This is a genomic window from Pseudomonas sp. S3_G06 (assembly GCF_054667565.1).
Window position 1 is genome coordinate 1,144,501 of record NZ_CP162738.1, and the last position, 24,502, is coordinate 1,169,002.

Sequence of the window (24,502 nt, forward strand, 5' to 3'; positions counted from 1 at the left end):
GGTATTGCTGTAAGGCGATGTGTTTTGCCAACTGCGACACGCCGCCGCACCCCAGCCCCGCTGGACGTCGCGCCTGCCGACTAATTATTTCCCCACTCCATCCGTTCTCATTGGTGAATGGCCCGGGTGCAGATCCCCGGCCTCAGCGCATTCCGATGCCTTGCGCGGTCGGCACAGACCGCGCCCCGCACGCCTCTCGACAGGTGTGACGCAGCCACCCGATTCCACTTGCAAGCCGAATTCAGGCAGGAAACCTCATGACCGACGCGTTCGAACTCCCCAGCACCCTGGTCCATGCCCTCAAGCGTCGCGCGGCCCTGACGCCGGACCGACTGGCCTTGCGTTTTCTCGCCGAAAACCCGGAACAGACCGTGGTGCTCAGCTATCTGGAACTGGATCAACGCGCGCGCACCATCGCCGCTGCGTTGCAGGCTCAGGCTGGATTCGGTGAGCGTGCGGTGCTGCTGTTTCCCAGCGGCGCGGATTACGTCGCGGCGTTTTTCGGCTGCCTGTATGCCGGTGTGATTGCGGTGCCGGCCTATCCGCCGGAATCCGCCCGTCGTCACCATCAGGAGCGTTTGCTGTCGATCATCGCCGACGCCGAGCCCACGCTGTTGCTGACCAGCGCCGACCTGTGCGATGCCTTGCAACAAATCGACGGCGCGCCGCCGCTGTTGTGTGTCGACACCCTCGACAGCGCACTGGCCGAACAGTGGGTTGAACCGAGCCTGCCAGCCGAGCACATCGCCTTTCTGCAATACACTTCCGGCTCCACCGCGCTGCCCAAGGGCGTGCAGGTCAGCCATGGCAATCTGGTCGCCAACGAACTGCTGATCCGTCACGGTTTCGGCATCGACGTCAACCCGGACGACGTCATCGTCAGCTGGTTGCCGCTGTATCACGACATGGGTTTGATCGGTGGTCTGCTGCAACCGATTTTCAGCGGCGTGCCGTGCATTCTGATGTCGCCGGCCTACTTCCTCGGCCGGCCGTTGCGCTGGCTGGAAGCGATTGCCGAATACGGCGGCACCATCAGCGGCGGCCCGGATTTCGCCTACCGTTTGTGCAGTGAGCGGGTCAGCGAATCGGCCCTTGAGCGCCTCGATCTGAGCCGTTGGCGCGTGGCCTATTCCGGTTCCGAGCCGATCCGTCTCGACACCCTCGAGCGCTTCGCCGAAAAATTCGCTGCTTGCGGTTTCAGCGACAACAGCTTCATGGCTTCGTACGGTCTGGCCGAGGCGACCCTCTTTGTCGCTGGCACACCGCGCGGCACCGGCATCCCGGCGTTGCGCGTGGACGATCAGGCGCTGGCGCAAAACCGCGCCGAGCCGGGCGACGGCAGCGCGGTCATGAGTTGCGGCATCAGCCAGCCTGAGCACGCGGTGCTGATCGTCGAACCGAATACCCTCGAAGAACTCGCCGACAACGCCGTCGGCGAAGTCTGGGCCGCCGGCCCGAGCATCGCCCACGGTTATTGGCGCAACCCCGAAGCCAGCGCCAAGACTTTTGTCCAGCACGCCGGCCGCACCTGGTTGCGCACCGGCGACCTGGGTTTTATCCGTGCGGGCGAGTTGTTCGTCACCGGGCGCCTGAAAGACATGCTCATCGTCCGCGGACACAACCTCTATCCGCAGGACATCGAGCAGACCGTCGAGCGCGAAGTCGAAGTGGTGCGCAAGGGCCGCGTGGCGGCGTTCGCGGTCACTCACGACGGCGAAGAGGGCATCGGCATCGCTGCGGAAATCAGCCGCAGCGTGCAGAAAATCCTTGCGCCAGATGCGCTGATCAAAGCCATTCGCCAAGCCGTGGCCGAGGCGTATCAGGAGGCGCCAAGCGTGGTGGTGCTGCTCAATCCGGGCGCGTTGCCGAAAACCTCCAGCGGCAAACTGCAGCGCTCGGCGTGCCGCAATCGTCTGGCTGATGGCAGCCTCGACAGTTACGCGCTGTTCCCTTCGATCACAGCCGCAACGGAAAACGCGACCAGCAGCACTTCGGACCTTGAAGCGTTGATCGGGCAAATCTGGGCCGAGCAACTCAACGTCAAGCAGGTCAGTGGCGACGACCATTTCTTTCTGCTCGGCGGCAACTCGATCGCTGCCACGCAAGTAGTGGCGCGGGTTCGCGAAGCACTCGGTGTCGAGCTGAGCCTGCGCCTGCTGTTCGAAGCGCCAACCCTGTCTGCCTTCGCCGCCGCTGTGGCGCAGCTAAAACAGGACGGCGGCAGCGCTCAAGGTCCGATCAGCACCTTGTCGCGCAGCGAGCCGATGCCGCAGTCGCTGGCACAAAACCGTCTGTGGATCACTTGGCAACTCGATCCACAGAGCAGCGCCTACAACATTCCCGGCGGCCTGCGCCTGCGTGGTGAACTCGACGAAGACGCCGTGCGCAGCAGCTTCCAGCAACTGATCGAACGCCATGAATCACTGCGCACACGTTTCTTCGAACGCGACGGTGTGGCATTGCAGCAAGTGCTCGCCGCTGCCGAATTCAACCTGCATCTGATCGACATCAGCGACCTGCCAATGGCCGAGCGTGAAGCCCGTGCCGAGCAGATTCGCGAAGACGAGGCGCGCACTCGGTTCGATCTGGAAAAAGGCCCGTTGCTGGCGGTGAAACTGGTGCGTCTCGATGACGAAGAACATCAACTGCTGGTGACCCTGCACCACATCATCGCTGACGGCTGGTCGCTGAATATCCTGCTCGACGAATTCTCGCGTCTCTACGCGGCGGCAACCCAAGGTGCGCCGGCGACACTGGCCGCGCTGCCCACGCAATACGCCGACTACGGCAACTGGCAGCGGCAATGGCTGGCGCAAGGCGAGGGCGAGCGGCAACTGGCGTACTGGAAAGCGCAGTTGGGCGAAGAACATCCGCCATTGGAACTGGCCACCGATCACCCGCGCTCGGCCAGACACAACCACAGCGCCGCGCGCCACAGCGTGCGCTTGAGTAGCAAACTCAGCGAGGCGATTCGCCAGACTGCGCAGGCCCACGAAGCCACGCCGTTCATGCTTCTGCTCGCTGCCTTGCAAAGTTTGCTGCACCGCTACAGCGGTCAGCGCGACATTCGCATCGGCGTGCCCAACGCCAACCGTCCGCGCCTGGAAACCCAAAGCCTGATCGGCTTCTTCATCAATACCCAGGTGTTGCGCGCGCAAATCGATTCGCGCCTGACATTTGCCGAGTTGCTGAACCAGACGCGCCAGGCCGCACTCGGCGCCCAGGCCCATCAGGATCTGCCCTTCGAACAACTGCTCGAAGCGTTCCCGCAGGCCCGCGAACAGGGACTGTTCCAGGTCATGTTCAACCATCAGCAGCGCGACCTCAGTGCACTCAAGCGCCTGCCGGGTCTGCTCGCCGAAGAACTGCCGTGGCACAGCCGCGAAGCCAAGTTCGATCTGCAATTGCACAGCGAAGAGGATCGCAACGGTCGTCTGAGCTTGGCGTTCGACTACGCCAGCGAACTGTTCGACGCCACGACCATCGAGCGTCTGGCCGAGCATTTCCATAATCTGCTCAGCGAGGTCTGCGAACAGCCACAGCAGGCCATCGGCGATCTGCGCTTGCTGGCCGCCAGCGAGCAGAATCAGCAGAAGGACTGGAGCGTCGCTCCGTGCACCCCGGCGCAACAATGGCTGCCGGAACTGCTCGAGCAACAATTGCGCAACACCCCGCAACGCACCGCGCTGGTGTGGGACGGCGGTAGTCTGGATTTTGCCGAGCTGCACGCGCAAGCCAACCGGCTCGCCCATTACCTGCGCGACAAAGGCGTTGGCCCGGACGTGTGCGTGGCCATTGCTGCCGAGCGTTCGCCGCAACTGCTGATCGGTCTGCTGGCGATCATCAAGGCCGGCGGCGCCTATGTGCCGCTTGATCCGGATTATCCGGCCGAGCGTCTCGCGTACATGCTCCGCGACAGCGGCGTCGAACTGCTCCTGACCCAGACGCAATTGCTCGAGCGTTTGCCGGCCAGCGATGGCGTCAGCGTGATCGCCATGGATGCGCTGCACCTGGATAAATGGCCGAGCCAGGCACCGGAACTGCGACTGCACGGCGACAACCTCGCCTACGTGATTTACACCTCGGGTTCCACCGGGCAACCGAAAGGCGTCGGCAACACCCACGCCGCGCTGGCCGAGCGCCTGCAATGGATGCAGGACACTTACCGCCTCGACCAAACCGACGTGCTGATGCAAAAAGCGCCGATCAGTTTCGACGTCTCGGTGTGGGAATGCTTCTGGCCGCTGATCACCGGCGCGCGTCTGCTGCTTGCCGCCCCCGGCGAGCACCGCGACCCGCATCGCATCGCGCAACTGGTCCAGCAATACGGCGTGACCACGCTGCACTTCGTCCCGCCGCTGCTGGCGCTGTTCATCGACGAGCCGCTGAGTGCCAAGTGCACCAGCCTGCGCCGGGTGTTTTCCGGCGGTGAAGCCTTGCCCGCCGAGTTGCGCAACCGTGTGCTGACGCAACTGCCGGTGGTGCAATTGCACAACCGTTATGGCCCGACTGAAACCGCGATCAATGTCACCCATTGGCACTGTACAACTGCCGATGGTGAGCGCTCGCCGATTGGCCGGCCGCTGGGCAATGTGGTCTGCCGCATTCTCGATGCCGATCTCAATCCAGTGCCAGCGGGCGTGCCGGGCGAGTTGTGCATCAGCGGCATCGGTCTGGCTCGCGGTTACCTGGGTCGTCCGGCGTTGACCGCCGAGCGTTTTGTCGTCGATCCACTGGGCGAGCAGGGCGCCCGCTTGTACCGCACCGGCGACCGTGCGCGCTGGTCCTCGGATGGCGTGATCGAATACCTCGGCCGTCTCGATCAGCAGGTCAAGCTGCGCGGCTTTCGCGTTGAGCCGGAAGAAATCCAGGCGCGACTGCTGGCGCAAAATGGCGTGGCCCAGGCCGTGGTGCTGGTGCGGGAAACCGCTGCCGGTGCGCAACTGATCGGCTACTTCACGGCGACCGATGCGCAGGAAAATGCCGATGAGCAAATTATTCGGCTGAAAGATGCCCTCGCTGCCGAACTGCCGGAATACATGGTGCCCGCACAATTGCTGCGCCTTGATGCGATGCCGCTGAGCCCCAGCGGCAAACTTGACCGCCGCGCCTTGCCCGAGCCGCAATGGCAGGTGCGTGAACACGTCGAACCGGTCAGCGAACTGGAGCAACAAATCGCCGCGATCTGGCGCGAAGTGCTGGGTCTGAAGCAGATCGGCCTGCGCGATGATTTCTTTGCCCTCGGCGGTCATTCGCTGCTGGCCACGCAGATCATTTCACGCACACGTCAGGCCTGTGACGTCGAACTGCCGCTGCGCACCTTGTTCGAGCACAGCGAACTGGGCGATTACGCCGAACAGATTCGCCTGATCCAGGTCAGCGGCCGCACCAACCCACAGCTGCCGATCGGCACAGTCGACCGCAGCCAGGCTGTGCCGCTGTCCTATTCGCAGCAGCGCATGTGGTTCCTCTGGCAGATGGAACCGGACAGCCCGGCTTACAACGTCGGCGGCATGGCGCGCTTGCGCGGCGTGCTGCATGTCGAGCATTTCGAGGCGGCGTTGCAGGCGCTGATCCTGCGCCACGAAACCCTGCGCACCACATTCCCAAGTATCGATGGCGTTGCCCGCCAACAGGTGCATGCCGAGACCGGCGTGCGCATGGGCTGGAAGGATTTCTCCAGCCTGCCGGCAGAAGTCCGGGAGCTACAAGTGCAACAACTGGCCGATGCAGAAGCGCACCAGCCGTTCGATCTGGAAACCGGTCCGTTGCTGCGTGCCTGTCTGGTCAAGACTGCCGAACACGAGCATTACTTCGTCCTGACCCTGCACCACATCGTCACCGAAGGCTGGGCGATGGACATCTTTGCCCGCGAACTCAGTGCGCTGTATGAAGCGTTCGTCGATGAGCGCGAATCACCGCTCGCGCCGCTGCCGGTGCAATACCTCGACTACAGCGTCTGGCAGCGTCAGTGGCTGGAGTCCGGCGAGCGCCAGCGCCAGCTCGACTACTGGACCGCGCAACTCGGTCGCGAACACCCGCTGCTGGAACTGCCCGGCGACCGTCCGCGTCCACCGGTGCAGAGCCATCAGGGCGAGCTGTTCCGTTTCGATCTGAGCGACGATCTCGCTGCGCGGGTGCGGGCGTTCAATGCGCAAAACGGTCTGACCCTGTTCATGACCATGACCGCCGCGCTCGCCACATTGCTCTACCGCTACAGCGGCCAGACCGACCTGCGCATCGGCGCGCCGGTGGCCAACCGCATCCGCCCGGAAAGCGAAGGGCTGATCGGGGCGTTTCTCAACACCCAGGTGCTGCGTTGCCAGCTCGACGGGCAGATGTCGGTCGGCGAACTGTTCGAGCAGGTGCGCCACACCGTGATCGAAGGCCAGTCCCATCAGGATCTGCCGTTCGATCACTTGGTCGAAGCCTTGCAGCCGCCACGCAGCGCGGCTTACAACCCGCTGTTCCAGGTGATGTGCAACGTGCAGCGCTGGGAGTTCCAGCAGAGCCGCACCCTCGCTGGGATGACTGTCGAGTATCTGGCCAACGATGCGCGGGCGACCAAGTTCGACCTCAATCTGGAAGTCACCGACCTCGACCATCGCCTCGGCTGCTGCCTGACTTACAGCACCGATCTGTTCGACGAGCCGACCATCGAACGCATGGCCAGGCATTGGCGCAACCTGCTTGAAGCGTTGATCGCTGATCCGCAGCAACGCCTCAGCGAACTGCCGTTGCTCGACAGCACCGAGCAACAGCACCTGCTCGACAGCCTTGGCATCGAGCCGGGCGAGCATCGTCTCGATCAGTGCATCCATCATCTGTTCGCCGAGCAGGCACTGGCGCGCAAAGACGCACCAGCACTGACCTTCGCCGGGCAGACCCTGAGCTACGCCGAACTCGATGCCCGGGCCAATCGTCTGGCCTGGGCGCTGCGTGAGCGCGGCGTCGGCCCGCAGGTGCGGGTGGGGCTGGCGCTGGAGCGTTCGCTGGAAATGGTCATCGGCCTGCTGGCGATTCTCAAGGCTGGCGGCGCCTATGTGCCGCTGGATCCGGAGTACCCGCTCGACCGTCTGCATTACATGATCGAAGACAGCCGCATCGGTTTGCTGCTCAGCGATCGGGCGATGTTTCAGGCCCTGGGTGACTTGCCGTCAGACGTGGCTCGCTGGTGTCTGGAAGATGACAGCCCGGGATTGGCCGACTACCCGGCCAGCGAGCTGCCGTTTATCAGCCTGCCGCAGCATCAGGCCTACCTGATTTACACCTCGGGCTCGACCGGCAAACCGAAAGGCGTGGTGGTCTCCCACGGCGAAATTGCCATGCACTGTCAGGCCGTGATCGAACGCTTCGGCATGCGCCCGGACGACTGTGAACTGCATTTCTATTCGATCAACTTCGACGCCGCCACCGAACGTTTGCTGGTGCCGCTGCTCAGCGGTGCGCAGGTGGTGCTGCGGGCGCAAGGGCAGTGGGACGCGGAAGAAATCTGCGGCTTGATTCGTGCGCATCGGATCAACGTCCTCGGCTTCACGCCGAGCTACGGCAGCCAATTGGCGCAATTCCTTGCCACGCAGAATGACGTCCTGCCGGTGCGCATGATCATCACCGGCGGTGAAGCGCTGACCGGCGAGCATCTGCAGCGCATCCGCGCGGCATTCCAACCGGCGCAGTTTTTCAATGCTTACGGCCCGACTGAAACCGTGGTCATGCCGCTGGCCAGTCTGGCGCCGCAGGTACTGGAAGAGGGCGCCGGCAGTGTGCCGATCGGCAGCGTGATCGGGGCGCGAGTCGCCTACATTCTCGACGCCGATCTGGCCTTGGTGCCGCAAGGTGCGACCGGTGAATTGTTTGTCGGTGGCGCCGGTCTGGCCCAGGCCTATCACGACCGTCCGGGCATCAGCGCCGAGCGTTTTGTCGCTGACCCGTTTGCCGCTGATGGCGGACGCATGTACCGCACCGGCGACCTGGTGCGCCAGCGTGCCGATGGTCTGGTCGAGTATCTGGGGCGCATCGACCATCAAGTGAAAATCCGCGGTTTCCGCATCGAGCTGGGCGAAATCGAAACGCGCCTGCTCGATCACCCTTCGATCCGCGAAGCGGTGGTGCTGGCGCTGGATGCGCCGAGTGGCAAGCAGTTGGTGGGTTACCTCGTTAGCGATGTCGCCGGACACGGCGAAGCGCAACAGGCTGAACTGCGCGAAGCGCTCAAGTCGCACCTCAAGGCGCAACTGCCGGACTACATGGTGCCGACCCAGCTGATGCTGCTGGCAAGCATGCCGCTGACCGCCAACGGCAAACTCGACCGCCGCGCTTTGGCGGCGCCCGATCCCGAGTTGAATCGTCAGGACTACGTTGCGCCAAGTAACGAGCTGGAGCAGACCCTGGCGCGGATCTGGTGCGATGTGCTCAACGTCAGGCAGGTCGGCCTCAACGATAACTTCTTCGAACTCGGCGGCGACTCGATTCTGTCGATTCAGGTGGTCAGCCGCGCGCGTCAGCAGGGCATTCATTTCAGCCCGCGCGACCTGTTCCAGCACCAGACCGTGCAGACGCTCGCCGCCGTTGCCAGCCGCACCCAGCAAGTGACGGCCGAGCAGGGCTTGGTGGTCGGCGAGTCGCGTCTGACGCCCATTCAGCACTGGTTCTTCGATACGGACATTCCCCAGCGTCAGCACTGGAATCAGGCGCTGTTGCTGGAACCGACTGTGCGCCTCGAGCCGCAACGATTGCAGCAAGCTTTGCTGGCCGTGACCGAGCAGCACGATGCGCTGCGTCTGCGTTTCACTGAAACCGATGATGCATGGCAAGCGACGCATCAAGTGCTGTCGAGTGATGATCTGCTCTGGCAATTCAACGTCGATTCGCTGGACCGGTGCGAAGCCCTGTTCGCCGACGCGCAACGCAGTCTGCATCTGCACAACGGCCCGTTACTGCGCGCGGTGCTGGTCGATGTAGCGAATGATCAGCAACGTCTGTTTATCGCCATCCACCACTTGGTCGTCGACGGCGTTTCCTGGCGCGTGTTGCTGGATGATCTGCAAACCGCCTATCGCCAACTCGACGCTGCGCAGCCGCTGAAACTGCTGGCGAAAACCAGCGCCTTCAAGGACTGGGCCGCGCGTTTGCAGGCTTATGCCGGCAGCGAATCCCTGCGTGAAGAACTCGGTTGGTGGCAAACGCAACTGGCCGGGCCAAGCGCTGATCTGCCTTGCGAAAACCCGCAGGGCGGTAGGCAGAATCGTCATGCGCAAACCGTCAGCGTGCGCCTCGATGCCGAGCGCACGCGGCAGTTGCTGCAACAGGCACCGAGCGCTTATCGCACTCAGGTTAACGACCTGCTGCTGACCGCGCTGGCCCGTGTGCTGTGCCGCTGGAGTGGCCAGCCCTCGGCACTGATTCAACTGGAAGGCCACGGTCGCGAAACCCTGTTCGACGAGATTGATCTGACCCGCACCGTCGGTTGGTTCACCAGCGCTTATCCGCTGCGCCTGACTCCGCACAATGTCGAAGAGGCCGCCGGGCAGGGCGCTTCGATCAAGGCGATCAAAGAACAATTGCGCGCCGTTCCGCATAAAGGTCTCGGTTATGGCGTGTTGCGTTATCTGGCTGATGACGGCTGCCGGCAGAGCATGGCCGCGCTGCCGCAGGCGCAGGTCACCTTCAACTACCTCGGCCAGTTCGACCAGAGCTTCGGCAGCGATGCGCTGTTCCGTCCGCTGGATGAAGCGGTCGGTGCCGCCCACGATCCGCAGGCGCCGTTGCCCAACGAGCTGAGTGTCGACAGTCAGGTTTACGGTGGAGAACTGCTGCTGCGCTGGACTTTCAGTGCCAAGCGTTATGAGGCGCAAACCATTAACGATCTGGCCGCCGCCTACCTCGGTGAGTTGCAAAGCCTGATCGCCCATTGTCTGCAAGACGAAGCCGGCGGCCTGACGCCATCGGACTTCCCGCTGGCCAGACTGACTCAGGCGCAACTCGATGCGCTGCCGGTGCCAGCCGCGCACATCGAAGATGTCTACCCGCTGACACCGATGCAGGAAGGCATGCTCCTGCATACCTTGCTCGAGCCGGGCACCGGTCTGTACTACATGCAGGATCGATATCGCATCAACAGCGAGCTCGACCCCGAGCGTTTCGCCCAGGCCTGGCAAGCGGTGGTCGCTCGTCATGAAGCATTGCGCGCTTCGTTCTGCTGGAACGTTGGCGAAGACATGCTGCAAGTGATTCACACGCCGGGGCGCACGCCGATCGAGTATCTGGACTGGAGCGCCGTCGCCGAAACCGAGCAGGAACCACAGCTGCAAGCGCTGCTGAAAAGCGAGCGCGAAGCCGGGTTCGATCTGCTCAATCAGGCACCGTTTCACCTGCGCCTGATCAAGGTCGGCGCGGCGCGTTATTGGTTCATGATGAGCAACCACCACATCCTCATCGACGCCTGGTGCCGTTCGCTGCTGATGAACGACTTCTTCGAGATCTATACCGCCCTCGGTGAAGGTCGCGAAGCGCAGTTGAGCGTGCCGCCGCGTTATCGCGATTACATCGGTTGGCTGCAACGCCAGAACTTGGCCGAGGCGCGGCAGTGGTGGCGGCAGAATCTGCAAGGCTTCGAGCGCACCACGCCGATCCCGAGCGACCGGCCGTTCCTGCGCGAACACGCCGGTGAAAGCGGCGGCATGATCGTCGGCGACCGCTACACCCGCCTCAATGTCGAGGACGGCGCACGGCTGCGGGAACTGGCGCAGGCACATCAACTGACCGTCAACACTTTCGCCCAGGCTGCGTGGGCTCTGGTTTTGCGGCGCCTGAGCGGCGATCGCGACGTGCTCTTCGGCGTGACCGTGGCCGGGCGCCCGGTGGAGATGCCGGAAATGCAACGCACTGTCGGCCTGTTCATCAACAGCATTGCGTTGCGGGTGAAGATGCCGGCGGACGATCAGCGCAGCAGCGTGCGCCAGTGGCTCAGCGCGTTGCTCGACAGCAACATGCAACTGCGCGAGTACGAATACCTGCCGCTGGTGAATATCCAGGAACAGAGCGAATTGCCCAAAGGCCAGCCGTTGTTCGACAGCCTGTTCGTCTTCGAAAACGCCCCGGTGGAAGTCTCGGTGCTTGATCGTGCACAGAGCCTGAATGCGACCTCGGATTCCGGCCGCACCCACACCAACTTCCCGTTGACGGCGGTGTGTTACCCGGGCGATGACCTTGGCTTGCACCTGTCCTATGACCAGCGTTACTTCGACGAGTCGACGGTCGAGCGCATGCTCAGTGAGTTCAAGCGCCTGCTGCTGGCGCTGGTCGACGGCTTCCATGGCGACATGGCCGATTTGCCGCTGCTGGGCGACGAAGAACGTGACTTCCTGTTGCACGGTTGCAACCAGAGCGGCCATGACTATCCGCTGGAGCAAAGCTACGTGGCGTTGTTCGAAGCGCAGGTCGCGGCGCATCCGCAGCGCATCGCCGCCAGTTGCCTCGATCAGCAATTGAGCTATGCCGAACTGAATCACAACGCCAACCGCCTCGGCCATGCCCTGGTCGCTGCCGGTGTGCGCATGGATCAACCGGTGGCGCTGCTGGCCGAGCGTAATCTCGACCTGCTCGGCATGATCATCGGCAGCTTCAAGGCCGGCGCCGGTTACCTGCCGCTGGACTCGGGTCTGCCGAGCCAGCGCCTGAGCCGCATCATCGAGCTGAGCCGCACGCCGTTGCTGGTGTGCAGCGCAGCCTGCCTTGAGCAGGCGCAGACCTTGCTCGAAGAGTTTGGCTGTTCGAATCGTCCGCGCCTGCTGGTATGGGAAGAGGTGCAGGCATCGGTGGCAGCGACGCACAATCTCGGCATTCACAGCGGCCCGGACAATCTCGCTTACGTGATCTACACCTCGGGTTCGACCGGGCTGCCAAAAGGCGTGATGGTCGAGCAGCGCGGCATGCTCAATAACCAGTTGAGCAAACGCCCTTACCTCGACTTGAGCGAGGCCGATGTGATCGCGCAGACCGCCTCGCAAAGCTTCGACATTTCCGTCTGGCAGTTCCTCGCCGCGCCGTTGTTCGGCGCGCGGGTCGACATAGTGCCGAACGCGATTGCCCACGATCCGCAAGGTTTGCTGGGCCATGTGCAGGCGCAGGGCATCACCGTGCTCGAAAGTGTGCCATCGCTGATTCAGGGCATGCTCGCCGCTGATCACATGAGCCTTGATGGTTTGCGCTGGATGCTGCCGACCGGTGAAGCGATGCCGCCGGAACTGGCCCATCAATGGCTGCTGCGTTACCCGGATATTGGTCTGGTCAATGCTTACGGCCCGGCGGAATGTTCCGATGATGTGGCGTTCTTCCGCGTTGACATGGCCTCGACGCGCGGCAGTTACTTGCCGATCGGCACGCCGACCGACAATAACTTGCTGTACCTGGTCAGCGGCGCGCTGGAACTGGTGCCATTGGGCGCGGTGGGTGAATTGTGTGTGGCTGGCACCGGCGTCGGGCGCGGCTACGTCAGCGATCCGTTGCGCACCGCGCCGGTGTTTGTGCCGAATCCGTTCGGCGCGCCGGGCGAACGCCTGTACCGCACCGGTGACCTGGCACGGCGCCGCACCGACGGCGTGCTGGAATACGTCGGCCGCGTCGATCATCAAGTGAAGATTCGCGGTTACCGCATCGAGCTCGGTGAAATCGAAGCGCGTCTGCATGAACAACCGGAAGTGCGCGACGCGGCGGTGGGTGTGCAGGAAGGCGTCAACGGCAAGCATCTGGTGGGCTACCTGGTCGCGGCCGATGCAGCGCTCAATCCGGGCGAACGCCTGGAGCGGATCAAGCAGCGCCTGCGCGCCGAACTGCCGGAATACATGGTGCCGCTGCACTGGCTATGGCTGGAGCAGATGCCACTCAATGCCAACGGCAAACTCGACCGCAAAGCCTTGCCAACGCTGGAGATAGGTCTGTTGCAGAGCGAGGATTATCTGGCGCCGCGCAATCAGCTGGAGCAGACCCTGGCTGATATCTGGGCTGAGGTGCTGAAGGTGGAAAAGGTCGGCGTGCGCGACAACTTCTTCGAACTGGGCGGGCACTCGTTGCTGGCTACGCAGATCGCTTCGCGGGTACAGAAAGCCCTGCAACGCAACGTGCCGCTGCGCGCGATGTTCGAATGCAGCACGGTGGAGGAACTGGCCGAATACATCGATGGGCTGGCGGCCAGTGACATTACAGAGGAGAAGGTCGATCGGTTGAATGATCTGATGGCGGAGCTGGAGGGGTTGTAGTCCTCCGGCGCTTGGGCCGGCCTCTTCGCGAGCAGGCTCGCTCCCACACGGGGTCTGTGTTGTTTACAAAACCCCTGTGGGAGCGAGCCTGCTCGCGAATGGCGTCTGTACATTGCCGTACATTTCCATCCTTGACGATCAACAACCGGCAGCTCAGTCTGCCGGTTCTGTTTTTTCTCGCGGAGGTGGTCGATGCCCTTTTTCACGGTTGACGGACAAGCACTGCACTACATTGATCAAGGCACCGGCCCCGCCGTGTTGCTGGCCGGCAGTTATCTCTGGGATCAAGCGATGTGGGCGCCGCAGATCGCCGCGCTGACCCCGCACTATCGCGTCATTGCCGTGGATCTGTGGGGCCATGGCGAGTCCGGCAAGTTACCTGAAGGCACGACATCGCTGGACGACATCGCCCGACAGGCGCAGGCCTTGCTTGATCATCTGGACATCGACCACGTCACCCTCGTCGGGCTTTCGGTCGGCGGCATGTGGGGCGTGCGCCTGGCACTGTCCGCACCGCAACGTCTCAACGGTCTGGTGCTGATGGACACCTACGTCGGCGTCGAGCCGGAACCGACCCGGCAGTATTACTTCTCGTTGTTCAAGCAGATCGAAGACAGCGGCACCATCTCCGAACAATTGCTCGACATTGTCGTACCGATCTTCTTCCGCCCGGGCATCGACCCGCAGTCGGCGCTGTATCAGGACTTCCGCGCGAAATTGAAGAGCTACTCGCCCGAGCGTCTGCGCGACAGCATCGTACCGATGGGACGCATCACGTTTGGCCGCAACGACCTGTTGCCACGCCTGGACGAGCTGAACCAGGCGACGACGCTGGTGCTGTGCGGTGACCAGGACAAACCCCGGCCACCGTCGGAAGCACGGGAAATGGCTCAGTTGATTGGTTGCCCGTGTGTGCTGGTGCCGGAGGCGGGGCATATCTCCAATCTGGAGAATCCCGGGTTTGTCACTGAGGCGCTGCTGGCGTTTCTGGCCGAGCGCAACTGCTAGACCGAGTGAGCTTCATTCGCGAGCAGGCTCGCTCCCACAGTCAATCGCATTCCTTCAGCATGAATGCAATTTCTGTGGGAGCGAGCCTGCTCGCGAAGGGGCCTCTCAGGTCACCATGCAATCACGAGTGTGAAACTCATCTATAAAAGCATTTGATAAGGGAATGACGTGCAACAGTTCTGGTGGCGTGACCTCAGGGATCTTGAGGACAAGTGGGTCGGGTTGAGTATTGAGGTCAACCGACCGAAATCAAGCAAACCGCCGCTTCATCTGCAAAGTGGCAACAACGGGCGGATGAAGTTGATGCTCAATGAAAGCCCACTCTTCTGGGCGACCATTGCCACCTCATATTACGGTGCTTGGCTGGTTCGCAATCCGCGGCCCGTTCAACTGGAATCGCCATCCGTGCCATTCATCGGTTCGGCTGACGTTCAGGAGCACTTTGAATTACCCGTCCAAGAGCGCTTCCCGCGCTGGTGTCGCTATTTCATCAACCAGTTGATGAACAATCAGGCTGACTTTCTCTATCCCGGCCACTGGGTGGCGCGCCCTTTATTGACAGCAGTTAGCCGATACAAAACCGTCGCAGGTCGGCATGGCTGGTATTTTTCCACCCCGGCCGATGCGTCCAGTCATCTGCCAAACTGGTACGCGCGCGGCGAGGGCATTCTCGACAATGTGCAACCGCATACCGTGCATTGGCTTGATTGGGATTTGGGACACTTAATCGGTCTGCACACGGTTGACCCTTTAGCAGGTCGCCTCAAATGGTGGCGCAAAAAGCCAGGGAGGGCAGCTTGCCGCCGATCCTGCTCTGGTATGTGGGCGGACTGTGTTCTTACGTGATCATCGATGGACATTACAGATTGCAGGCCGCGCTCGATGAAGGTGTCAAACCTGATTTCATTGTCCTGAGTTCGACCAAAGCCCAGCAAATCAAACCATGCGAAGCAACGCAACAGCGCGTGTTCGGTTCGTTGATGTTGCAGAACGCGAGAAATCCCAAGTTCAACGTTCACACATTCAATCAGGCGCTGATCAATACGTTTGACGACCGTCCCTGGCATTGGGCGGGGACGCACGCCTGGGCCGGTATTTCCTCAGACCAAGCGTGGTGCGCTGAGGTGACAACTTTTCTCACGGAACAGGGAAAGACTGAGCACTTGCAGGACATTATCGAACGGTGTGAGTACTGATAGACCGCACCGGTCGGTGGTTGTGAAGGCTATTTCGGCCCGAGAATCTTCACCAACTTGTCCGGCGATGGCGCGCCTTGCTGCTGTTGCAGTTCGCCTTTGTCGTCCATGTAGAAAATCGCCGGGGTGGCTTGCAGTTCGAGGTCTTCCATCAACTGCATGTTCGCCGCGAGTTTGGTTTGCACGGCGACCGGAATGTCTTTCAACGCCTTGAGGGCGCTGCCCTTACCGGCGCTCTCATGATCTTGCAGGGCCTTGGCCGGGTCTTTCGCCGCCAGCAGCGCGGCTGATTTGCCCGGGCTGTCTTCGCGGATGATGCCGACCATGATGTGGCGCAACTGCACTTTGCCGGCCTTGACCCATGGCCGCGCCTGTTCCCAGAACATGTTGCAGTACGGGCAATTCGGATCGCTGAACAGGTACACCGTGCGCGATGCATCCTTGTTGCCGTCCTGAATCCAGTTGCTCGCCTCGAACTTGGCCCAGACTTCCTTGGACATCGGCGCGTAGACCAGTTTCTGCAAAGGCTCGCTGCTCAGGTCCTTGCCGTCGGCGTCGTACAGGTTACCCACCACGACATGTTTGCCGTCCGGGGTCAGGTACAGCGCCATGCCGCGATTCTGGTATTGCGCGGCGTACCCGCGCAGGCCATCGGGGGCGTCGAACTGGCCGACGATTTTCGCGCCCTTGGCTTCGATCTTTTTGATTGCGGCGGGCAGTTCTTCAGCAGCCTGCACCGACGGCAAGTGCAGCAGGGCAGTGCCCAGGGTCAGCGTCAGCAGGTGGCGGAGGCGGGGCATGGCAGTTTCCTTGCAGAGTTGGCCGGGGCAACGGCCTGATTCGGGCTTGAAGGCGAAGTGTCGAAGGTTTCCAGGGCGCGGGCGAGGCTGGCGTTCGACAGTTCACCGAGGTGACTGGTCAGCAAGCGACCGTCCGGGCTATAGAACAGCGTAGTCGGTAACGCCATGGAACCCACGGCCTGACCGAGACGGCCGCGGCGGTCGAACAGCACGTTGTTCAGGCTCAGGCCCTGGGTTTCCAGGAACGTCGCCACGCTTTGCATGCTTTCGGCCTGATTGACGAACAGAAATGTCAGGTCAGGGCGCTGTTGCTGGGCATTCTCCAGCACCGGCATTTCTCGCCGGCACGGCGGGCACCAGGTCGCCCACAGGTTGATCACCAGCGGCCCGCCCTGATACTCACTGAGCTTGATGGTTTCGCCAGCGGCGTTGCGCAGGGATATATCCGGCAGGCGCGTACCCTGTTCGTAGATATTCAGCGACAGGGTGGCAAGCAGCCAGAACGCCACGCCACTGACCACGCCGAAACCCAACGGTCGACGCAAAGCGGGCCGGCGCCAGCCGCGATACAACGCCGCCAGCAGCAGCACGATCACTCCGGGCCAGGCGAGGAAACCGCCGTCGCGCAGATCGATGATCTGCCACGGGTCATTGCGATAGTGCGACCAGTACAGCGCGACAAACGCAATGCGCGCCGCGAGCATGCCCAGCAAGAACAGGCTGAACAGCGCTGACTCGGGGTTATCGCCGCCGCGCTTGGCCACTCGCCAGCCGACAAATGTCGCCAACGCCAGAGCACTGATCAGCAGCAGGTGGTTGAGCGCGATGGCGAAGGTGCCGAGGGTGAACGTCAGCATCAGTTGGCATCTCGGGTGGCGGACCAGCGTTGCAGGAAGGTATCGGCATCGACCTCGCCGGTGATGCGCTGGCTGCGGCGTTCTTCGCCGTCAGCGCCGATCCAGATGAACGTCGGCGGCCCCGGCACTTTATAGCGACTGAGCAGCTCACGGCTCGCAGCGTTGTCGGCGGTCACATCCAGGCGCAGCAGGCGCACGTCGCTCAGGGCCTGCATGACCTTGGTCTCACCGAACACCTTCTTCTCCATGACTTTGCACGACACACACCAGTCGGCGTAGTAATCGAGCAACACCCACTGGCCCTGAGCCTTGGCCGCGTCGAGTTCGCGTTGCAGGGCGGCCGGTTCCTTTATTGTGCTGAAGGCATCGTGACCCGTTGGCGACGCGCTGGCGACAGGGCCGGCGCTGTAGACCTGCAATGGCTGATACGGATCATCACTGCCGCCCGCCGCACCGATCACCAACAAGCTGCCCCACAAACCGAGCAACAAGGACAGGGCGCCAAACATCTGCGCGACGCGGCCAAACCCTGCGGATTGTTTCCAGGCGCTGTAAGCGGCGATCAACAGCAGAGCGCCGCACAGCCCCAGCCACAACGACGGGTCCAGTACCGGGCGCAGCATCAACAATGCAGTGGCAAGAAAGAGGAAGCCGAATATGCCCTTGAGCAGATTCATCCACGCCCCGGGTTTCGGCAGGAAACGGTTGCCCACTGTGACCAGCAGCAACAGCGGCACACCGATGCCGATGCCCAGCGCAAACAGAATCAGACCGCCGTGCAACGCGTTACCGCTCTGCGCGATGTACAGCAGCGCGCCGGCCAGTGGCGCGGTCATGCACGGCCCGACCAACAGACCGGACAATGCGCCCAGCACACCGGCGCCGATCAGGCTGCCGCCGCTGCGGCTGCGCGACGCATGTTCAAGACGATCACGCAGGGCCACCGGCAGTTGCAGCTCGAAGAAGCCGAACATCGGCAATGCCAGCACCACGAAAATGGCGGCAAACGCACCGAGCAGCCAAGGATTCTGCAACCACGCCTGCAGGTTCGCACCGAGCAGCGCAGCAATCACGCCCATCGCCGCATACACCAGCGCCATGCAGATCACGTAGCTGCTGGCCAAGGCAAACCCGCGCCGTGGTGTGGCGCCACTGCCGACGATCATCCCGGCGAGAATCGGCAGCATCGGCAGCGAACACGGGGTAAACGCCAACAGCAGGCCGAGTCCGAAGAACACCAGCAGACTCCAGCCCAGCGCCCGTTGTTGCAGACTGCTGGCCAAAGCCTGATCCGGGGCTTCAGCGCCTGTTGTTGCTGCGGCTTTGCCACCCAGGTCAATCACCCGGGTTTGCGGTGGATAGCACAGACCGGCATCGGCGCAGCCCTGATAACTGACCTTGATCTGACCGCTGGCCGCTGCCGGGATTTTCACTTCCAGGCCTTGGCGGTACACCGGCTGCTCGCCGAAAAACTCATCGCTGTGGGATTCGCCTTCAGGCAACACCGGCTGCTGATCGGCGGCCAGCCCGTCGAATTTCAGGCGTTTCTGATACAGGTAGTAGCCGTCAGTGATCTGCCAGAACAGCTGGGTTTCGCCCGAGTCCAGAAGCTCGGAGGTGAGTACGAATGCCTTGTCGACGGGTAAAAAGTCCGGCTTGGACTCGAACGGATTGTTTCCGGCCTGAGCCAGACCGGAAACCAGTAGAGCAAACAGAAGAAAAAAATGACGCATGGAGGAGCCTTGTCCCTGTGCAAGTGGGGTGCAGGATGGGCGGCGGCGATTAACCGATAATTAACCCTATCCTACTAGGCTCGCCGGGATTGACCAATCAGCCACGCAGCAGGCCGGGCCAATTACCGTCATCAATGGTTCTGGGGCCGGCAACGAGTCGGTCGGACTGAATGTTGTAAGTGAGGTACTGATTGTTGGTCAGGAAGATATACCAGTAACTGTCTGCAAATGTCCGGTCATTCTGCGCCGCGGTGATTATCCGGTCCTTGTAAGGTTTCAGCGCGCCCAGCTGATATTCGCCGAAACGGTTGTACTTGACGGTCTTGGCCTTGTAGTCGAAAGACAAGTAGTGGCCGTCATCGAGGATGAATCGAAACAGGAAAGGGTGGCCGGTCAGTTGAAACCAGGTGCCGGCGATGATCTTGTCAAAATATGGAAGAATCGGCTTCCATACCGAGTCGGCTACCTTGTAGAAGGCGGCAACTTTATCGCTGTCCTGATCGTATTTGCAGACCATCGGAGTTGTTCCGTCATAAAAGAAAAGCCAGGCAATATCCTCGTCACTTCCGGCGTTCCAGCCGAAGGAAGTGGTAGTCAAGCCAAAGCGCAGATCTTTGGTATACGGGGCGAAGTTGTCCCAGTTGCCTGCCGTGGCGGTTGGATAATTGGACGGGACACTATTGTCGCCAAGATCAAAGCGCGAATAGGTATCGGTGTCCTTGAAGAAAAAATAAATTCGATCAGGGCCGGAACGCCAGTCTATGGCAACAAAGTTATTCAAGTTGGTCATGTTTGAAAGTCCATTTAAGTGCGGGGTTGAAGTTGCCAGTTGAAGCTAGATGAAGTTGCGTTGGCGATAAAGGCTGGAATTGTTTCCGGATGGGTAACGGGATAATAAAGTTTGCATGGCAGGCTCGCGTCGGTTGCTGGGATGCAACAACCTGACCGTATTTTCGTGCAGCTTTGCGAAGTCGACGTGTGCCGCCATAATTGCCCCTTAATCCTTGCCTGCTTCACTCGCCTTTTTTATTTCCGGAGCCCCTATGCACGTACTGGTTTGCGAAGACGATGAGCTGATCGCCAGCGGCATCGTCGCCGGGCTCAAGGCACAGGGCCTGACCGTCGAGCACGTCAACACCGCGTCCAAGGCGCGGGCGATGCTCAAGGTCGCCGAATTCGACGTGATGGTTCTCGATCTCGGGTTGCCCGACGAAGATGGCCTAAGGTTGCTCCAGCAATTGCGGCAGAGCGGCCTGGAAATCCCGGTTCTCATCCTCACTGCCCGTGACTCGGTGACCGATCGTGTCGACGGTCTGCAGGCCGGCGCTGACGACTACCTGCTCAAGCCTTTCGACCTGCGCGAACTGTTCGCTCGCCTGCAAACCCTGTTGCGCCGAGTGGCCGGGCGCAGTGTCAATCTGATCGAGCATGGCGCGCTTACTTACGACCCGAGCAGCCGCGAAACCCGCCTCGCCGGGCAACCGGTGGACCTGTCGCGCCGCGAGCAGTCGCTGTTGCAGGCATTGCTGCACAATCGCGGCCGGGTGCTGTCCACCGAGCAACTGAAGGACAGCGTCTACGGCTTCAACGACGAACTGGAAAGCAACGCACTGAACGTGCATATCCATCATCTGCGCAGCAAGCTTGGCAAAGGCATCGTCGAAACCGTGCGTGGTCTGGGCTATCGCCTCGGGCCTGCCGATGGCGGAGAGCAAGGCAAGTGATGAGTCTGCGCCTGCGCCTGAGTCTGACGCTCGGCGCTGCCTTCGCGTTGATCTGGGCGCTGGCGGCGGCGTGGATGCTCAGCGATCTGCGCAATCAGATGATGTTCTCCCTCGACCAGCGACTGGTCGCTTCGGCGCGCATGGTCGCCGGTTTGCTTGAGCAATTGCCGACGCTGCCGAGCAAGGGCGAGGGCACCCACTTCAGTGCTGAACAGCTGAACATTCCCGGCGGCATGGCCTGTCAGGTCAGCTCATTGCGCGGCGAGATTCTCGCGCGAAGCCACAACAACCCCGAGCAAGCGCTGGAAGCCGAGAAAATGGGCTTCCACGATCAAATGATCGACGGCGCACCGTGGCGCAGTTTCACCCTGGCCCGGGGCGATGTGCGCATCACTACGGCGGATCGGCAGATCGAACGCGAAGCCTTGAACATGTCGATTCTGCTCGCCGCTTCGGTGCCGGTCGGTGTGGCCTTGCTGGGTTGCCTGTGCCTGCTGTGGCTGGGCATCGGTCAGGGTCTTGCACCACTCAATCGTCTGCGCGAGGCGCTGATGCGGCGCAATGCCGATTCCCTTGAGCCCTTGCAGTTGCAGGCGTTTCCCAGCGAATTGAAGCCGTTGCTGGAAACCCAGAATCAATTGTTCCAGCGCATCGGCAAGACCATCGAGCGTGAGCGTCGCCTCACTGGTGACGCCGCGCATGAACTGCGCAGTCCGCTGACGGCGATCAAGACCCACCTGCAAGTCGCGCGCATGACCGACGGCAGTGCCCGCGATCAATCGCTGGCCCGCGCCGAGGATGGCGCCGATCGCCTGCACCGCACCCTTGAACAGTTGCTGCTGCTGGCGCGGGTCGAAGGCAGCCTGTCGTTCGATGACGGCTCGCAATGCAGCGCCGAGCAAGTGGCCAGACTGGCGATCCAGGACGCCACCGGCGGTGAACGGCTGCGGATCAAACTGCACGTGCCGGACGACCTGTCCGCCGCGCCGCTGCAAATGCCCGCGGTGCTGGCGATTGCTGCACTGCGTAACCTGCTCGACAACGCCCTGCGCCATACGCCTGAAGATTGCGCGGTCGAGGTCCATCTGGAAAACATCGGCAATCGCGTGCGTTTTGTCGTGCGTGACCATGGTCCTGGCATTGCTCCAGATGATTTGCAGCATCTGACCCAACGCTTCTGGCGCAACGGGCAAAGCACCGGTTGCGGGCTGGGGCTGGCGATTGTCCAGGCGATTGTTCAGCGCTGTGACTGCGCCCTGCATTTCGACAGCCGCCCGGATGGCTTGCGGGTGGAACTGACCATGCCGTTGCAAACCCTCTGATCTCACCTCGGATCCCCTGTGGGAGCGAGCCTGCTCGCGAATGCGGTAAGTCATCCAATATCGACGTTGACTGGTCCGACGCTTTCGCGAGCAGGCTCGCTCCCACAAAAGAACATGTTCTGGCACATCAAATGTAACTTCTCGGCGTTCGCTATCCGCCAGGGTTGGGGCTAAGGTCAACCCAGCTTTGACTCAAAGGATTGAGGGAACTGCGCCATGGAAGCACCCGTCTGCGTACGTTCGGCCACTCTGGCCGACTCCGGCATCATCAACCGTATTGTCGAGCGCTCGATCCGTATCGGATGTGCACTCGATCACCGCAACCATCCGCTTCTCGTCAGCGACTGGCTCAGCCGCTCCTCCGCCGATTTCATCAGTAGCCGGCTCGCCGACCCACACTTCTGTCTCTGCGTCGCTTTGCTTGATGACATACCGGTTGGTGTCGGCATGGCTCGGGTCGGTGGCGAAATCCTGCTGTGTTACGTCCAGCCGGAATCCTTTCGCCGGGGCGTCGGCAGGGCGCTGATGCACAATCTCGAGGGCTGGTTGCGCATTCGTGGTGTGCAGCATGTGCACCTCAACAGCACCCGCACCGCCGAGGCGTTCTATCGGCATCTGGGTTACCAACAGGCAGCGCCACCCGGCCACTCCATCGGCCTGCAAACCGTGCCGCTGCGCAAACCTTTGTCCTCACCGGCCGGACAACTCGATCAAGGGTGTAAATCCGCACCGCGCTGAAGCGTTTCCAGAACAGGAAAACCTGCAAGTGCGCCCCGCGACCGGAACGCGCACCTGTCGGTGTGCTGTTCTGGTCACTATCCATAGCGAATTGAGGGGTCGAGAGATGTCAGTCGCCACCAGTCTTATCGAAGCGTCGTCGGCCCGGGTCGCCTCGGCGCCGGCGGAAACGTTGTTCGAATTCAACGAATCACCGTTGTTGGCGCGGCAGAGCCGGCAGGAGTCCAACGCACGCAGTTATCCTCGGCGTATTCCCTTGGCGCTCAAGCGTGCCAAGGGCCTGTATGTCGAGGATGTTGAAGGACGTACATTCATCGACTGCCTGGCCGGCGCCGGCACGCTGGCGCTGGGGCATAACCACCCGGTGGTGATCGAGGCGATCCAGCAGGTGCTGGCTGATGAGCTGCCGCTGCACACCCTCGACCTGACTACGCCGGTCAAGGATCAATTCGTCCAGGACCTGTTCGGACTGCTGCCGACGGAGTTGGCGGCGCAAGCGAAGATCCAGTTTTGTGGCCCGACCGGCACCGACGCCGTGGAAGCAGCGCTGAAACTGGTGCGCACCGCAACCGGGCGCAGCACCGTGCTGTCATTTTCCGGCGGTTATCACGGCATGAGCCAAGGTGCGTTGAGCCTGATGGGCAGCCTGGGGCCGAAAAAACCATTGGGTGCCTTGCTCAGCAACGGCGTGCAGTTCATGCCTTTTCCCTACGATTACCGTTGCCCGTTCGGTCTGGGCGGCGCAGCGGGCGTCAACGCCAATCTGAGTTATCTGGAAAGCCTGCTCAACGATCCCGAGGCCGGCGTGCAATTGCCGGCGGCGGTGATCGTTGAGGCGGTACAGGGTGAGGGCGGGGTGATACCAGCGGATGTCGAGTGGTTGCGCGGCTTGCGCCGGATCACCGAGAAGGCCGGTGTGGCGTTGATCGTTGATGAGATCCAGAGCGGTTTCGCCCGTACCGGCAAGATGTTTGCCTTTGAACACGCGGGTATCGTTCCGGATGTGGTTGTACTGTCCAAAGCCATCGGTGGCAGCCTGCCGTTGGCGGTGGTGGTTTACCGCGACTGGCTCGACACCTGGCAACCCGGCGCCCATGCCGGCACGTTCCGCGGCAATCAGATGGCCATGGCCGCCGGTTCAGCGGTGATGCGCTATCTGGTGGAGCACAAGGTTTGCGAGCACGCCGCCGCCATGGGTGATCGACTCAGCGAGCATCTGCACATCCTGCAACGCGACTTCCCGCAACTGGGCGATATTCGTGGTCGCGGCCTGATGCTCGGCGTCGAACTTGTGGACCCGAACGGCGCGCCCGACGCGCTCGGTCATCCGCCAGCGTTTGCGCGTCTGGCGCCGCTGGTCCAGCGTGAATGCCTCAAGCGTGGCCTGATTCTGGAGCTGGGCGGTCGCCATGGCGCAGTGGTGCGCTTCCTGCCGCCGCTGGTGATCACTGCCGCGGAAATCGACCGGGTGGCCGAGATCTTCGGTCGCGCATTGGCCGCTGCCACCACCGCGCTGTAAATTTTTCCGCGCGGCGAACGTTCTTTCTACATACCCGGCTGCATTCCTTGTGCAGCCGACCTTACAACGATGGAGAACCAGCATGACGTCAGTATTCGACCGCGAGGACATCCTCTTTCAGGTCGTGGTCAACCACGAAGAGCAATACTCGATCTGGCCCGATTACAAAGCTGTGCCGCAAGGCTGGCGCACCGTGGGCAAGAGCGGCCTGAAAAAGGAATGCCTGGCCTATATCGAAGAAGTCTGGACCGACATGCGCCCGTTGAGCCTGCGCCAGAAGATGGATGCGCAAGTCCCGGCGCAATAAGCGACCGGACAAAAAGAACCCGCTGGACCAGTGATGGTCAGC

At 61.9% G+C, this 24,502-nt stretch carries 13 protein-coding genes; 9 read left to right on the forward strand and 4 right to left on the reverse strand.

All coding sequences use genetic code 11. The features are described 5' to 3' along the window. Positions 1 to 257 precede the first annotated feature (257 nt). The 4 genes from AB4N47_RS05250 (at position 258) to AB4N47_RS05265 (ending at position 15,460) form a co-directional block, all read left to right on the forward strand. Entirely contained in the window at positions 258 to 13,256 is a 12,999-nt protein-coding gene (locus tag AB4N47_RS05250) for a non-ribosomal peptide synthetase (RefSeq protein WP_460154428.1), read from the forward strand. Between the two features lie 192 nt (positions 13,257 to 13,448). Then, positions 13,449 to 14,264: an alpha/beta fold hydrolase gene (locus AB4N47_RS05255; protein ID WP_341639407.1), complete on the forward strand. Its 816-nt coding sequence runs from the start codon at positions 13,449 to 13,451 to the stop codon at positions 14,262 to 14,264. A 168-nt stretch (positions 14,265 to 14,432) separates the two neighbouring features. Further along, entirely contained in the window at positions 14,433 to 15,110 is a 678-nt protein-coding gene (locus AB4N47_RS05260; protein WP_460154429.1) for a hypothetical protein, read from the forward strand. Beyond that, on the forward strand, positions 15,062 to 15,460 hold the full coding sequence (locus tag AB4N47_RS05265; RefSeq protein ID WP_460154430.1) for a ParB/Srx family N-terminal domain-containing protein: 399 nt from the start codon (positions 15,062 to 15,064) through the stop codon (positions 15,458 to 15,460). Before AB4N47_RS05260 ends, AB4N47_RS05265 begins: the two co-directional genes overlap by 49 nt. 29 nt (positions 15,461 to 15,489) lie before the next feature. Here AB4N47_RS05265 and dsbG read toward each other — a convergent pair whose 3' ends face one another. From dsbG to AB4N47_RS05285, 4 genes are all read right to left on the reverse strand, one after another. Next, positions 15,490 to 16,260 (reverse strand): thiol:disulfide interchange protein DsbG, encoded by a 771-nt coding sequence (gene dsbG, locus AB4N47_RS05270; protein WP_341639409.1) that lies wholly within the window; start codon positions 16,258 to 16,260, stop codon positions 15,490 to 15,492. Next, on the reverse strand, positions 16,236 to 17,117 hold the full coding sequence (locus AB4N47_RS05275; protein ID WP_071173088.1) for a TlpA disulfide reductase family protein: 882 nt from the start codon (positions 17,115 to 17,117) through the stop codon (positions 16,236 to 16,238). Before AB4N47_RS05275 ends, dsbG begins: the two co-directional genes overlap by 25 nt. Further along, positions 17,117 to 18,850 (reverse strand): protein-disulfide reductase DsbD, encoded by a 1,734-nt coding sequence (gene dsbD / locus AB4N47_RS05280; RefSeq protein WP_341639410.1) that lies wholly within the window; start codon positions 18,848 to 18,850, stop codon positions 17,117 to 17,119. The genes AB4N47_RS05275 and dsbD overlap by 1 nt, the downstream gene beginning before the upstream one ends. Before the next feature lie 97 nt (positions 18,851 to 18,947). Next, positions 18,948 to 19,640 carry a hypothetical protein gene (locus AB4N47_RS05285; RefSeq protein WP_122611544.1) on the reverse strand — a complete coding sequence of 231 codons (693 nt, stop codon included), beginning with the start codon at positions 19,638 to 19,640 and terminating at the stop codon, positions 18,948 to 18,950. Positions 19,641 to 19,893: 253 nt separating this feature from the next. Here AB4N47_RS05285 and AB4N47_RS05290 point away from each other — a divergent pair, with 253 nt between their 5' ends. From AB4N47_RS05290 to AB4N47_RS05310, 5 genes are all read left to right on the forward strand, one after another. Further along, positions 19,894 to 20,574: a response regulator gene (locus AB4N47_RS05290; RefSeq protein ID WP_024013672.1), complete on the forward strand. Its 681-nt coding sequence runs from the start codon at positions 19,894 to 19,896 to the stop codon at positions 20,572 to 20,574. After that, entirely contained in the window at positions 20,574 to 21,896 is a 1,323-nt protein-coding gene (locus AB4N47_RS05295) for an ATP-binding protein (protein WP_341639411.1), read from the forward strand. The genes AB4N47_RS05290 and AB4N47_RS05295 overlap by 1 nt, the downstream gene beginning before the upstream one ends. Before the next feature lie 216 nt (positions 21,897 to 22,112). Next, positions 22,113 to 22,634 carry a GNAT family N-acetyltransferase gene (locus AB4N47_RS05300; RefSeq protein ID WP_341639412.1) on the forward strand — a complete coding sequence of 174 codons (522 nt, stop codon included), beginning with the start codon at positions 22,113 to 22,115 and terminating at the stop codon, positions 22,632 to 22,634. Between the two features lie 106 nt (positions 22,635 to 22,740). Beyond that, positions 22,741 to 24,153, forward strand: a complete 1,413-nt coding sequence (locus AB4N47_RS05305) for a diaminobutyrate--2-oxoglutarate transaminase (protein ID WP_122601940.1) — start codon at positions 22,741 to 22,743, stop codon at positions 24,151 to 24,153. 82 nt (positions 24,154 to 24,235) lie between these two features. Then, positions 24,236 to 24,460 carry an MbtH family protein gene (locus AB4N47_RS05310; RefSeq protein WP_137216173.1) on the forward strand — a complete coding sequence of 75 codons (225 nt, stop codon included), beginning with the start codon at positions 24,236 to 24,238 and terminating at the stop codon, positions 24,458 to 24,460. Positions 24,461 to 24,502 lie beyond the last annotated feature (42 nt).